Origin of the sequence: Tardiphaga sp. vice154, from assembly GCF_007018645.1 — a bacterium.
In the GTDB taxonomy this organism is placed as follows: Bacteria; Pseudomonadota; Alphaproteobacteria; order Rhizobiales; family Xanthobacteraceae; genus Tardiphaga.
This window is the reverse complement of record NZ_CP041399.1, coordinates 610,938-624,927: the sequence shown is the minus strand read 5'-3', so window position 1 is coordinate 624,927 and position 13,990 is coordinate 610,938. Positions and strand designations below refer to the sequence as shown.

Sequence of the window (13,990 nt, the reverse complement as noted above, 5' to 3'; positions counted from 1 at the left end):
GCCGAACGCAACGCGGTCCCCTCCCCTTCTTCCGCCGCAATGCCTATCTTCAGTGTCACCGCGCCATTGCCCCGGAGCTTCCATGACCAGTCCCGCCACCACTTCCCTGATCGACCGCGCCAATCTCGACCGCGACCAGGTGCGCCAGCAGTTGATCCGGGGCCTCGAGGGCGCCGACGACGGCGAGCTGTTCCTGGAATACAGCCAGAGCGAGGCGCTGGGCTTCGACAATGGCCGGCTCAAGCAGGCGACCTATGATACCGCCCAGGGTTTCGGCCTGCGCGCGGTCAAGGACGATGCGGTTGGCTATGCGCATTCCTCGGACGTCTCGATCCCGGCGCTGATCCGCGCCGCGGATGCCGTGCACGCCGTGCGCGGCGGCTACAGCGGCACATTTGCGGCGGCGCCGGCGCACACCAATGTGCGGCTCTATGGCGACGACAACCCGCTCGATGCCCCGGGCTTCGAGGCCAAGGTCAAGCTGCTGGCCGAGATCGACGCCTATGTCCGCGACAAGGATCCGCGCGTCCGCCAGGTCTCGGTGTCGCTCGGCGCCACCTGGCAGGTGGTCGAGATCCTGCGCCCGGACGGCGAAAGCTACCGCGACATCCGACCATTGGTCCGCGTCAACATTACGGTGGTGGCCGGATCCGGCGACCGCCAGGAAAGCGGCAGCAAGGGCTATGGCGGCCGCGAGGGCTATGCGCGCTTCATCGAGAGCGGCACCTGGCGCACGGCTGCCGACGGCGCAATTCGCGAGGCGCTGGTGAACCTCGAATCGATCCCCGCCCCCGCCGGCGAGATGGACGTGGTGCTCGGGCCGGGCTGGCCCGGCGTGATGCTGCATGAGGCGGTCGGCCACGGCCTCGAAGGCGACTTCAACCGCAAGCAGACCTCGGCCTTCGCCGGCCTGATGGGCCAGCAGGTCGCGGCCAAGGGCGTTACCGTGGTCGATGACGGCACGATTTCGTCGCGCCGCGGCTCGCTGTCGATCGACGACGAGGGCACGCCGACCAACCGCACCACGCTGATCGAGGACGGCATCCTGGTCGGCTACATGCAGGACCGCCAGAACGCGCGGCTGATGGGCATGAAGCCGACCGGCAACGGCCGCCGGCAGGGCTATGCCCATGTGCCGATGCCGCGCATGACCAACACCTACATGCTGGCCGGGCAGCGTGACCCCGCCGAGATTCTCGCTTCGGTAAAGAACGGCATCTATGCCGTGAACTTCGGCGGCGGCCAGGTCGACATCACCTCCGGCAAATACGTGTTCCAGTGCACCGAGGCCTACAAGATCGAGAACGGCAAGATCGGCGCGCCGCTGAAGGGCGCGATGCTGATCGGCAACGGCCCGACCGACCTCCACCGGATCAGCATGATCGGCAACGATCTGGCGCTCGATGACGGCATCGGGACCTGCGGCAAGCACGGCCAGGGCGTGCCGGTCGGCGTCGGCCAGCCCACGCTGCGCATGGACAAGATCACGGTGGGAGGCACCGGTTAGTGACCGACGCCAGCACCCCGTCGACCTTTGCGTCGAATGCCAAGCGCTGGTCCGGGCAACTGGCCCAGCTCGCTTCCATCGTGATGCTGGTGTTTCTCGCCAAGGGCGCACTGGCCGAGCCGTTTTACGTGCCGTCGGCATCGATGGAGCCGACGCTCTTGATCGGCGACGCGCTCTTGGCGTCGAAGTTCCCCTACGGCTACTCGACGGCATCGCTGCCGATCCATGTCTCGCTGCCCGAGACCGGCCGCGTGCTGGCATCGACGCCGAAGCGCGGCGACGTCGTGGTGTTTCGCTGGCCCGGCGACCGCTCGCAGGTCTGGGTCAAGCGCGTCATCGGCCTGCCGGGCGACCGCATCCAGGTGCAATCGGGCATGGTGTATATCAACGGCCTGGCGACGCAGGTGAAGCCCGACGGCATCGGCGCCGCGGAAGATGACAATGGCGGCTCGGAGCCCGCGCGGCGCTATGTCGAGACGCTGCCCGACGGCGTGTCGCATCCGATCTTCAAGCTCTACGACCATGGCCGGCTCGACAATACCGAGGAAGTTTTGGTGCCGCCCGACCATCTGTTCGTGATGGGCGACAACCGCGACAACTCCGCCGACAGCCGTGTCCCGGTGCGCTCCGGCGGCGTCGGGCTGCTGCCGATGGACAACCTGGTCGGCCGCGTCGATGCCATCGTGGGATCCTGGGACCTCGGGGTCCGCAACCAGCCGGTCAGCACCTGGCTGTCGGGTTTTCGCATGGCGCGGTTTTTTACCAAGGTGAATTGAGAACAGCTGGATCGAGAAGCGAAAGCCTCTCAGCCGTCATTGCGAGGAGCCCTTGCGACGAAGCAATCCAGTTCTTTCGTGTATGAGGCCTCTAGATTGCCGCGTCGCTTCGCTCCTCGCAATGACGACTGAAGCTACGGCGCCTCCTTAGCTGCCAGCCTTAATTGCAGCAGCCGTGCCGAGCGGGAGTTCTTCGACCAGCGACGACGACACCGCGGGGACCTGCTCGCCGTTCGAGGCGCGGGTGACCGCAAGACGGGTTCTGGTGAACACGGCTTCGGCGCCGGTCTTCGCCGTGTCAGGCGTATCGAGATTCTTCAGGAGTTCGGTGACCAGGAGGCTGGTCGGGCCATCGGCATCGTCGGCGACCTTGCCGGGCGTCGCCGATGACAGGACCAGCGCATTCCCGTTCGCAGCGATCGGGGCCAGGCCGTGCGAATAGAAGCGGAAACGGCGCTCATAGGGGTTGCGGCGCGAGGCGTCGATCACGGCAAGGCGGACCTTTGCGCCGCGCTCCTGAATGGCAGCGAGCACGCCCTCGACGCTGGTTCCTTCGCGGCGGACATCGGCTTCCCGCCAGATCGCGGCGTCGATCGGCAGCAGGTAGCTCTGGCGGCCAGCCTGAATACCAAAGCCGCCGAAATACAGCATCACCACCGAGTCCGACGTGATCTTCGCCTTCAACCGATCGACCGCGCGGACCATATCGTCTTTGGTGGCGTCCTCGACGACATCGACCTCGAAGCCGTCGCGACGCAGCGCGCTGGTCAGCGCGCGGGCATCGTTGATCGGTTGGGCGAGCGGCGTGGCGGCGTCCGGATAATGGCCATTGCCGATCACCAGCGCGAGCCGGGCGTGCTTGCCGACCGCCGCCTGTTCGAGCGTGGCGTTGGCGGCCTCGGGCGAGCGAGCGTTCAGCGCGGCATGGGCGGCCAGCGCCAGCGACACCAGGCCGAAAAAGGCCGCGGCGAAGGTCATCGAGCGGCGCGACACATGCATCTGCAGAACGTTCATGACATCATTCCCGGTCATCGCTCGCGCCCGCATGGGGCGCGCCGCCGTCGATTAAGGTTTGAAGGGTGAGAGGCTTTTGGACAACCATTACGATTAATTTGCGGCACCGCAGCGAAAGGTTACGAGTTACCCCGGTCGCGACAAGTCGGTAACGGCCACAATTTAAGACGGTGTTACGGGCACAGTACAGGCCTGCTCCCGGTTCCACTTTCGGAACAAAAGCAGTCCGGCTGTCGCGGTCGCGCAAGTTTCCTCATCGCGGGAAGTTGAAAGCGGTGCGCTGGCGCCTTCAATTGAAACCGCTCACAGTCCCTATAGCCATTCCTTCTGCGACGACGGGGCCCGCTTCATGTTGCCAAACTTCCGTGTCGTCCTGCTGATGCTGTGCTGGCCGGCGCTGGTGCAGGCCGCCGATGTGACCGGCGTGCCGAAGATCCGCGACGGCGATCAGGTCGCGTTCGGCGCCACAAGGATCCGGCTCGCCGGCATCGACGCGCCATCCAACGACCAGCTTTGCCTCAGCCCGTCGGGCGAGCGATGGACCTGCGGCGCCGCGGCGCATGAGGCGCTGGCGACCTTCGCCGGCGACAAGTCCTGGACCTGTCGCGTACAGCGCACCGACCGCTTCGGCCGCTCGGTCGCCAATTGCGAAATCGATGGCGTGGACGTCTCGCAATGGATGGTGAAGAACGGCTGGGCGTTGTCCTACGTGAAATACTCACAGGCCTATAGCGCCGACGAACAGGCCGCGCGCGAGGCCCGGGCGGGGATCTGGGCCGGCGCCTTTATCGCGCCGTGGGACTGGCGGGTGCGCAACAAGAAGACCGCCATCCTCGGCGCCACCAAGCCGCCGGACAACGCGCTGGCGATCCTGCTCGCCTCGGCCTCCGGCGCCAAGGCGCCATCGCCGAATTGCACCATCAAAGGCAACGTCAACCGCGCCGGCGTCTGCATCTATCATACGCCGGCAAGCCGCTGGTACGCCAAGATCAGCATGAAGGTCAGCAAGGGCACGCGCTGGTTCTGCTCGAAGGAGGAGGCTGAAGCCGCCGGATGTCGCGAGACCCGGCGATAAAGCCGCCCCGCCGCGGGCGGGTGCATCGCGGCTTGCGGCTGACGTTGCTGCTGTTGGGTATCTACGGCGTCACCGCCTATCTCGTGCTGCCGACCTTCTGGACGCATCACGACCGGCAGGCCCGGCTGGCCGGCCTGCCGATGACGACCATGACGCCGCAGGGCATTGCCGGCGACCCGATCAATGTCGGGCTGATCGGCGACCGCGCCGAGGTGCTGTGTGCGATGCAGGCCGCCGGCTGGTATCCCGCCGACGCGGTGACGTGGCGGTCTTCGCTGGAGATCGCCGGCAGCGTGCTGCTCGACCGGCCGTATCGCGATGCGCCGGTCAGCCCGCTGGTCTATCTCGGCCGCCGCGAGGATCTGGCGTTCGAGAAGCCGGTCGGCCACAGCGCCGACCATCGCCACCATGCCCGGTTCTGGAAGGTGCTGGACAAGGGCGAGGAAGACCGCCCGGTCTGGCTCGGCGACGCCACCTTCGACCGCAGCGTCGGCATCAGCGACTACACCGGCGCCATCACCCATCACATCGCGCCCGACATCGACGCCGAGCGCGCCGTGATGTCCGATGACCTCCGGGCTGCCGGGATGGTCGAGGCGAAATACCAGGTCACCGGCATCGGCCCGACGGTGGCCGGCCGCAATGGCGGCGGCGACCTTTATTTTACCGACGGCGAAGTGTGGATTTTCCGCCTCGTCGTCGCCTGCCGGAAGCGCGACGATCCCGCGGTCACCATCCCCTCGCCGCCGGCGACCGAGATCAAGGACCAGATCTTTGCGGCGATCGCGGCGGCTCTGAAGAAGTGACAAGCTTTGATTCCGTCGGGCTCCCATGTCACAAGGCAACTAGCTGCCAGCAAGGGAATTCATAATGGTCGTTCGCGCAGGGCGTGAGTTTCTCGCCATCCCCGGCCCCACCACGATGCCCGACGAGGTGCTGCGCGCGATGCATCGCCCGGCACTCGACATCTATTCCGACACCATGGTGGAATTGACCGACAGCCTGCTGCGCGATCTGAGCCGCCTGTTCGGCACCACGGCGCAATCCTACATCTACATCGCCAACGGCCACGGCGCCTGGGAGGCGACGCTCAGCAATGTGCTGTCGCGCGGCGACAAGATCCTGGTGCTGGAGAGCGGCCGCTTCGCGATCGGCTGGGGCCAGGCTGCGCGCGCGATGGGCGTCGATGTCGAGGGCCTGAAGGGCGACTGGCGTCGCGCGATCCGCCCGGACGAAGTCGCGGCACGGCTGCGCGCCGACACTACGCACGAGATCAAGGCGGTGCTAGCGGTGCAGGTGGATACGGCGTCGGGCGCCTGGAACGACATCGAGGCGATCGGCCGCGCCATCAAGGCTGCCGGCCATCCGGCATTGTTCATGGTCGATGCGGTGGCGTCACTCGCCTGCATGCCGTTCGAGATGGACAAATGGGGCATCGACGTCGCGATGTCCGGCTCGCAGAAGGGCCTGATGGCGCCGCCCGGCCTTGGCTTCGTGGCGGCCTCCGACCGCGCCCGCAAGGTGCATGAGACCGCCGGGCTGCGCACGCCGTACTGGGACTGGACCGCGCGCGGCGGGCCGGAGCACTACAACAAATATTCCGGCACGGCGCCGATCCACCTGTTGTTCGCGCAGCGCCAGGCGATCGACATGCTGCTCGACGAGACGCTGCCGAACGTTTTCCGTCGGCACAGCCTGCTGGCCGAAGCGGTGCGCCGCGCGGTAACGGTATGGTCGCAGGACGGCGTGCTCGGCTTCAACATCGCAGCCCCCGCGGAACGCTCCAACACCGTGACGACGGTGACGATGACCGACCCCGCGCCGCTGCTGGCCTATTGCAAGAACAAATGCGGCGTGATCCTCGGCGTCGGCATCGGCGATCTCTCCGGCAAGGCGTTCCGCATCGCCCATATGGGCCACATCAACGCGCCAATGATTTTGGGCACGCTCGGCGTGATCGAAATGGGGTTGCAGGCGCTCGGCATTCCACACGGCCGCGGTGGCACGACGGCCGCGATCAACTATCTCGGCGACAGTGTGAAGGCGTAACGTCGCTCCGTTCACTCGGCTGTCGTCCCCGCGAACGCGGGGATGACACGAGAAGTTATGCCGTTTCGCTTCTGCGCGTTTCCGGCATGATGCTCCAGATCATCGCCAGCCCCAGCGCGGCGACGCAGGCGAGTCCCAGAAATGCCGTCGGTGCGCCGAAGCGGTCTGCGACGAAGCCGGCAAGAATGGTCGATACCGAGGCACCGATACCGCTGGCGGTGCCGATGATGCCCAGCGCCAGCGAATATCGGCCGCTGCCGAAGGCGAGATCGGCGACGATCAGAGGAATCATCACGCTGAACACCGCGGCGGTGACGCCATCGAACAACTGCACCGCCACCAGCAAATAGGGATCGGTCACGGTCGCGAACAGCACGCCGCGAATGGTCAGCGCGGCAAAGCCGAGCAGCAGGAACGGCCGACGGCCCCATTGCTGCGCCTTGCGGCCGACCGTCGGCGAGGTCAGGGCGACGATCGCCTGAGGCACCACGATGCAGAACGCGATCAGCACCGGCGCCCAGTCGGCCGAGCGCGTGGTGACGACGCCGGCCATCAGCGGCAGCATCGCGGCGTTGGCGAGTTGCAGCAGCAGCACCGCACCGGCGAAGATCAACAGCGGTCGCTGCCGGATCAGGTCGCGAAACCGCACCGGACTGTAGTCCGCCGTCTTGAGGGCAGCGCCATGCGCCTGCGCCGCATCGATGTCTCGGGCGCGGATTCGCGACAGCGCATACAATGTCGGCAGCGCCAGCAGGAAAGTGACGACAAACACCGAACGGCTGGAGAGATAATAGCCGCAGGTGCCCATCACCGCGGCGGCGACGCCGTTGCCCAGGGATGCGAAGCGCGCGTTGCGGCCGAGCCGTTCGCCGATCCGCAAGGGACCTACGAGGCCGAGGCTGACGGCGGCGATCGCCGGGCCCAGCACGCAGCTCGCCATCGCATGCAGCGTGGCGGCGGTGACGACGATCGGAAATACCGGAAAGGCGGCGTAGCCGAGCGCACAGAAACAGATCGTGAGCACCGCGGCACCGGCCACCAGCCTGGTCGAGCGCGCGGCATCGACGATGGCGCCGCCTGGCATCTGGCCGAGCAGCCCGACGATGCCGCCGATCGACAATACGAAGCCGATCTCGACCTGGGTCCATTTCTGCGTCGTCAGATACACCGCGATGAACGGGCCGAAGCCGGTCTGCACGTCGGCGAGAAAGAAGATGAACCAGTCGAGCCCGCGCAGGCTCTGCCGCGACGGCTCCGGCTTGCCGGGCTCGCCGCCGTCGTGCTCCGGCGCGATGCCGGGCGCGCAGGCAACCTGCCGCACCTCGTCGCCATCGGCGCGTGGCCGATCTGGGGCATAGATGGTCGCGGGCGCCACCTATCTGTCCTGCGCAGCGGGCGGCGGCGGGAAACGCAGCGGATACAGCGCACCTGAAGCGCCGAGCGCCACGATCGGCGCATCGTCCTTGTATTCCGGCGCGGCGCGGACCTGTTCACGACTCAGGTCGAGCGTAATGCTTTCGCTCTTGTTGGCGACGTTCCAGAAATGCAGCGCCGCCCAGTCGACCACGATCTTCCGGCTCCCGACGCCGAGAAATCCGCCGAAATCGATCACCGCCGCGCGCACGACGCCCGCGCGGTCGACGATCACGTCGGCGATGCGGCCCATGTTCTCGTTGGCGGGGCTGCGTACGTCGCGGCCAAGAATGCCGCGCGCATCGAAGGCGTCGATCACCGTGACAGACGGCGGCTTGGTGACCGCCACCGGCGGCGTTGCAGCCGGCTTTGGTGCTTCGACGGCGGGAGCAGCCGGGGCCGGCGTCGCCGCGGGCGCCGGGTCGTCAGCGGCCCAGCTTGGGCTCACCGAGAGTAGCGCGCAGCTAACTGCCGCGATAAGTCTCACTTGAACTAAATTCATTCCGCCTCTTTCATTCTTGTTCGTCACCGAACTCTCCGCCTGTCGTCCCCGCGGAAGCGGGGACCCATAGCCACCGTCAAAGCGGATCAGCCACTATCATTCGCCTCGCGCGTCGATACGGCGACAGCGTGTATGGGTCCCTGCGTTCGCAGGGACGACACGAGAGAGCTTTTGTCCCACGACCATTTCGGTCACCGATCAATGCGTCAGTACGATCGAAACCTGGATCCTGCCGCGGGTGCGCAGCACTTCCAGCGAGACGTCGTCGTTATGCCGGCGCAGCCGCAGATCGACGGTGGAGTTGCCGAGCCGCAGGTCTCGCAAAATGACTTCGTTGAGAAACGCCGGCAGCCGCGGATTGCGGAAACGGATTTCGCCACGCGCGGCGTCGAACTCGATTCCCAGCGCTGCCTCGAGCAGCGTGAACGGCGTGGCGCTCGCCCAGGCCTGCGGCGCGCAGGCGACCGGATACAGCGTCGGCCCGCGACGCTTCTCGCGCTGGAAGCCGCAGAACAATTCCGGCAGCCGGCGCAGGTCCATATAGGTCGCGGTATCAAACAGGCCCTTGAACACCGCCTCCACCGAATGCTTGAGGCCGTAGCGCGCCAGGCCCAGCGTGATCAGCGCGTTGTCGTGCGGCCAGATCGAACCGTCATGATACGACATCGGATTGTAGCGCGCCTCGCCGCGCGCCACGGTGCGGATGCCCCAGCCCGTGAAGAAATGCGGGCGCATCAGGTCGGCGGCGACCAGCCGCGCGCGGTCCTCCCGCGCGATGCCGGTGAACAGCACCTGCCCGGCATTGGAGGTGCGGACCTCGCACGGCATCTTTGCGCCGTCGAGCGCGATCGCATAGGTGCCGAGTTCCTCGCACCAGAACGCCTCTTCGAAATTTTTCCGCAGCGTCTCGGCCTGGGTTTCCAGTTCGCTGGCGCGGTCCGGCAGGTTCATGCGCAGCGCGAGCCTGGCTGCCAGCTGCTTGGCAGCGAACACATATCCCTGCACCTCGACGAGCGCGACGCTGCCTTCGGCGAGCTTGCCGTCGGCGTGGAAGATGGCGTCGTAGGAATCCTTCCAGCCCTGGTTCTGCAGGCCCTCGTCGGTGGCGCGCTGGTATTCGACAAAGCCGTCGCCATCGGGATCGCCGGGACCGTCGATCCATGCCAGTCCGGCCTCGATCGCCGGCCATAGCTCGCGCAGCGTTTCGTCATCGCCGGTGCGCTCGACATAGAGGCCGGCCAGCAGCACGAACAGCGGCGTGGAATCGACGCTGCCGTAATATTGCGCGAACGGTACTTCGCGCAAAGCAGCCATCTCGCCGCCGCGCATTTCGTGCAGTATCTTGCCGGGCTCGGCATCCGACAAAGGATCTACGCGCTTCGCCTGGAAGGCCGCTAGCCGCTTCAGCACGCCGCGCGCAATCCGCGGATCGACCCACAGCATCTGCATTGCCGTGATCAGGCCGTCGCGACCGAACGTCGTCGAGTACCAGGGGATGCCGGCGTAGGGATACCGGCCCTGCGGCGTCTCCGTCATCAGCATGTTGAGGTCGGCCATCGCCTGGCACAGCACCTCGTTAAAGATGTTGTTCGAGGTCTCGATCGACAGCGCGCCCTTGGAAAAGTTGCGCATCTCGCGGCGATGCGCCAGCAGCGAACGGAAGAACGGCGCCGGCTTGACGCCGACCTGTGCGTTGCACGAGGCGGCGACGAACAGCGACGTAACCTGCTGCGGCTCGAGGTCGAAATGATAGGTCGCGGTGTTGGGGCCGAGCCGCGTCGGCTTCGGGTCGAAATGCACCGCGGTCGAGCGGCTGACATCGTCAAGCCCGGTATATTCCAGCGCGACCTCGGTCGGGCCGACCACCCGGCTGGTGGCTGTGCCGCGCCGCGTGCGCCTGGAGCCGCGAACCTCGAATAGGTCGGCAAAGTCATTGTCGAACGACAGCGTGAGGTCGAAGCTGGCGGCCGCTTCGCCGTGGTTCTGCAGCCCGATGCGCTGATAGGCGGTGCCGTGCCACAGAAAGAAGGTGCGCACGATGTGCAGCATGTCCTTCGCCAGCACCAGCTGGCCGTTGCGATAGATATCGGGATTGGTCAGGTCGACGGTGAGCGATGAATTGTCGTCACGCAGGTTGGAGCCGAGCAACAGCGGCTGCACGTCGTCGAGCGCCAGTTCGAGCCGCGCCAGATAGCGGGTGTCGGCGTTGAACAGCCCGTCGGGGCCGCCGGCGGAAGCGCCGATATCGCCGTGGCTGTCCAGCACGACGAAGGTGTCATCATGCTTCAGCGCGCGACGCGGCCGCGACGCCGGCCCAGTCATCGGAATGTAGAAAGGCGACTCAACGATCTGACCGGCAGTGTGGAGCGGGGCGATCTTGGCAGCGGCTTCGATGGGCATGAGGGACCTCGACCGGTTGTTGGTGCGCGGAGGATTCTCCGCAGGGCGACTCAGCGCAGAATGCTAAAACGGTCAGGCCGCGTGTTGCGCGAGCCGGTTCATTTCCTGAGTCACGAGTTCGCGATACGGCCCGCTGCCTTGCATCAGGCTGCCCGGTTTGCCGTCCTCGATGATCTTGCCGCCCTGCAGCATGACGACGCGGTCAAAATTGCGCAGCGTAGCCAGACGATGTGCGATCGCAATCACGGTGCGGCCGCGCATCAGGCGCTGCAGCGCCTCGCGGATCGCTTCCTCGGATTCGCTGTCGAGCGCGGCGGTCGCCTCGTCCAGTAACAGGATCGGCGCGTCCTTGAGGAACGCGCGGGCGATCGCGATGCGTTGCCGCTGGCCCCCCGACAGTTTGACGCCGCGGTCGCCGACCTGGGTGTGCAGCCCCTCGGGCAGCGTCTCGACGAAGTCGCATCGCGCGGCAATCGCGGCGCGCATCACTTCCTCGTCGGTGGCGCCGGGGCGGCCGTAGCGAATGTTTTCCATGATCGAGCGATGGAACAGCGAGATATCCTGGGGAACCACGGAGATCGCCTGGCGCAGGCTGTGCTGAGTTACCCGCGAAATGTCCTGTCCGTCGATGGTGATGCTGCCGCTCTGTACGTCGTAGAAGCGCTGCAACAGCACGAACAGGCTCGACTTGCCGCCACCGGACTGACCGACCAGACCGACGCGCTGGCCGGCGTGCAGGCGCAGGGTGAACTTGTCGAACACCGGCAGGCCGCCTGGATAGGTAAAAAAGATGTCGTTGAAGGCGATCGCCGCGCCGGATTTGACCAGGTTCTCAGCTTCCGGATGGTCGCTCAGTTCATGCGGCACCAATAAGGTGGCGAGCGCTTCGGAGAGACGTGCGACATGTTGGGTGACGTCGACCAGAGCGACCGCGAGATCGCGTGTCGCGTGCAGGATCGAGAGACCCAGCGTGCAGATGAGAACGACGTCGCCGGTCGAGGCGCCGCCACGCTGCCACAACAGGATCGCCCAGCCGAGCAGGCCGATGGTCAACACCACGGTAATCGCTGCGTGGGTCAGGCGCAGCTTTTCCAGATAGCGCAGGCTGCGGCCGCGGGCGTTCAGTTCCTTGTCGACGGTGGCGTCGAAGCGGGCGTGCTCGAAACCCAGCCCGCAGAAGGCGCGGACCAGCGGCATGTTGTTGATGACATCGACCATCTCGCCGTCGACCGCAGCGGCCTTGTCGGCGAAGTCGTCATGCAACGCCTTGCCGCCCGCGGCCATCTTGAACATCATCACCACGACGCCGCCAGCGACCACCGCAAGGCCCAGCGCCATCGGCAGGCTGACCGTGCCGATCAGCGCAATCGCCGCAATTGTGGCGACGCATGGCGGCATCACATTCCACACGAACATGTTTTCAACGGTGAACACCGCGTTCGATGTGGCGGTAATGCGGCTGGTCAGCATGCCCGGCAGTTTTTCGGTGAAATAGCTCGGCGCATGCCCGGTGAGGTGGCGAAAAATATCGCGGCGAAGATCGCCGGTCACGCCGACAAAGGTGAAGCTCGCCGTCCAACTCGCCACCCGCCACAAGAACATATCCGCGGAAATCAGCGTCACCAGTAAAATAAAGGCAAGCCAGACGCCGTTGCCGGACGAATTCGGCCCCGCCGACAGCCCGTCGACCAGAAATTTGATTCCGTATTGAGTTCCCACCGAACAGGCGACGGCTGCAAGCACCGAAAGCAGGATGATGAGATGCGATGCAGAGCGTCGCTGGATGTAGCGCATCACAAAAGCAAACGGCCGCTGCGCGTAGCCGGAAAGACTATCCATCGTGCTGTTCGAACCTGTTGGAGGAGAACCGGAATCTAGCGGCGACGCGGGTACGCTCGCCGGTGTCAACAACGCCATTCGCAAAATTCCATGCTCTCGCCATCACTGCGCAACAATTTGGCAGCATCGTCAGTGTCGGGAAGTTGAACGGACGAAATGGCATCAGCAAGACCACAGTGTGGACGAAGTGCGCATGTCAGTCAGGAACTTCGCATATGCGAGAACGTTCCCGATCAGGCAATGCCGGTGCCGGAGACGAGCTCTCATCATCAACCCGATCACAGGAGAAGTTTAGATGCGCATCGCGCAGGTTGCTCCGCTTACCGAAGCCGTTCCCCCGAAACTCTATGGCGGCACCGAACGGGTCGTGCACTGGTTGACTGAAGAGCTGGTAGCTCTCGGAAATGACGTAACCCTCTTTGCCAGCGGCGATTCAGTGACATCCGCAAAACTCGACGCCGGCTGGCCGAAAGCGCTGCGGCTCGACGGATCGGTTCGCGATCCCAACGCGCTGCACATGGAGATGCTGGAGCGTGTGCGCCAGAAGTGTGACGACGAGGAATTCGATTTCCTCCACTTTCATCTCGACTACTATCCGTTCTCACTGTTCGCGCGCCAGCCGACGCCGTTTCTCACCACGCTGCACGGCCGGCTTGATCTGCCGGAACACCAACCGGTGTTCACCACCTTCAACAAGGCGCCGGTGGTGTCGATCTCGAATGCGCAGCGCCGTCCGGTGCCGCAGGCGAACTTCGTGCGCACGATCTATCACGGCATTCCGGAAAACCTGCTGACGCCGCAGGACATTGTGCCGAGCTATCTGGCGGTGCTTGGCCGCATCGCGCCCGAGAAGGGCGTCGACCGCGCCATCAAGATCGCGATCCGCGCCGGCATTCCCTTGAAGATCGCCGCCAAGATCGACCGCGCCGACCAGGAGTACTATGAGGCCGTGGTGCGTCCGCTGATGGATCATCCGCTGATCGAATACATCGGCGAGATCGGCGACCACGAGAAGCCGCAGTTCCTGTCAGGTGCGATCGGCCTGCTGCTGCCGATCGACTGGCCGGAGCCGTTCGGCTTGGTGATGATCGAATCGATGGCCTGCGGCACGCCGGTGATCGCATATAACCGCGGCTCGGTGCCGGAGATCATCGACCAGGGGCTGACCGGTTTCATCGTCGAGGACGAGACCAGCGCAGTGGCGGCGGTTGGGCGTCTGCAGGGCGTGGACCGCACGGCGATACGCAAGCAGTTCGAAACGCGCTTCACCGCGCGACGAATGGCGCTGGACTACATGGCCTGCTACCGCGACCTGACGGATACCGGCGTGCCGAAGATCAGGCTGGTGCAGAGCGCGGAATAACGCGGGCGATTGATAGCAGCACACAAGGGGCGGCCGGAGGGTCGCCCTTTTT

Annotated in this window: 11 protein-coding genes; 6 read left to right on the top strand and 5 right to left on the bottom strand. The window is 65.5% G+C overall.

Going from position 1 to position 13,990, the window contains the following annotated elements; genetic code table 11:
• Positions 1-82: 82 nt before the first annotated feature.
• Positions 83-1,507: a metalloprotease TldD gene (gene tldD / locus FIU28_RS02865; protein ID WP_143571586.1), complete on the top strand. Its 1,425-nt coding sequence runs from the start codon at positions 83-85 to the stop codon at positions 1,505-1,507.
• The gene (gene lepB, locus FIU28_RS02860) at positions 1,507-2,283 is read left to right on the top strand and encodes a signal peptidase I (RefSeq protein ID WP_246660843.1); all 777 of its coding nucleotides are present in this window, start codon (positions 1,507-1,509) and stop codon (positions 2,281-2,283) included. The genes tldD and lepB overlap by 1 nt, the downstream gene beginning before the upstream one ends.
• 147 nt (positions 2,284-2,430) lie before the next feature.
• Here the strand turns inward: lepB and FIU28_RS02855 are convergent, their stop codons facing one another.
• Positions 2,431-3,297, bottom strand: a complete 867-nt coding sequence (locus tag FIU28_RS02855; RefSeq protein ID WP_143571585.1) for a caspase family protein — start codon at positions 3,295-3,297, stop codon at positions 2,431-2,433.
• 349 nt (positions 3,298-3,646) lie between these two features.
• Between FIU28_RS02855 and FIU28_RS02850 the strand changes: the two genes are divergently transcribed.
• The 3 genes from FIU28_RS02850 (at position 3,647) to FIU28_RS02840 (ending at position 6,421) form a co-directional block, all read left to right on the top strand.
• Positions 3,647-4,372 carry a thermonuclease family protein gene (locus FIU28_RS02850; RefSeq protein WP_143571584.1) on the top strand — a complete coding sequence of 242 codons (726 nt, stop codon included), beginning with the start codon at positions 3,647-3,649 and terminating at the stop codon, positions 4,370-4,372.
• On the top strand, positions 4,351-5,178 hold the full coding sequence (locus FIU28_RS02845; protein WP_143571583.1) for an LssY C-terminal domain-containing protein: 828 nt from the start codon (positions 4,351-4,353) through the stop codon (positions 5,176-5,178). The genes FIU28_RS02850 and FIU28_RS02845 overlap by 22 nt, the downstream gene beginning before the upstream one ends.
• Before the next feature lie 64 nt (positions 5,179-5,242).
• A complete protein-coding gene (locus tag FIU28_RS02840) occupies positions 5,243-6,421 on the top strand; it encodes a pyridoxal-phosphate-dependent aminotransferase family protein (RefSeq protein ID WP_143571582.1) in 1,179 nt (392 codons plus the stop codon).
• A 55-nt stretch (positions 6,422-6,476) separates the two neighbouring features.
• Here FIU28_RS02840 and FIU28_RS02835 read toward each other — a convergent pair whose 3' ends face one another.
• The 4 genes from FIU28_RS02835 to FIU28_RS02820 form a co-directional block, all read right to left on the bottom strand.
• Positions 6,477-7,715, bottom strand: coding sequence for an MFS transporter (locus tag FIU28_RS02835; RefSeq protein ID WP_246660961.1), 1,239 nt, complete (start codon positions 7,713-7,715; stop codon positions 6,477-6,479).
• An 81-nt stretch (positions 7,716-7,796) separates the two neighbouring features.
• The gene (locus FIU28_RS02830) at positions 7,797-8,336 is read right to left on the bottom strand and encodes a PRC-barrel domain-containing protein (protein WP_143571580.1); all 540 of its coding nucleotides are present in this window, start codon (positions 8,334-8,336) and stop codon (positions 7,797-7,799) included.
• Between the two features lie 198 nt (positions 8,337-8,534).
• Entirely contained in the window at positions 8,535-10,736 is a 2,202-nt protein-coding gene (locus tag FIU28_RS02825) for an amylo-alpha-1,6-glucosidase (protein ID WP_143571579.1), read from the bottom strand.
• Positions 10,737-10,808: 72 nt separating this feature from the next.
• Positions 10,809-12,575: an ABC transporter ATP-binding protein gene (locus FIU28_RS02820; RefSeq protein WP_143571578.1), complete on the bottom strand. Its 1,767-nt coding sequence runs from the start codon at positions 12,573-12,575 to the stop codon at positions 10,809-10,811.
• A 295-nt stretch (positions 12,576-12,870) separates the two neighbouring features.
• Between FIU28_RS02820 and FIU28_RS02815 the strand changes: the two genes are divergently transcribed.
• Positions 12,871-13,938 (top strand): glycosyltransferase family 4 protein, encoded by a 1,068-nt coding sequence (locus FIU28_RS02815; RefSeq protein WP_143571577.1) that lies wholly within the window; start codon positions 12,871-12,873, stop codon positions 13,936-13,938.
• Positions 13,939-13,990: the final 52 nt, after the last annotated feature.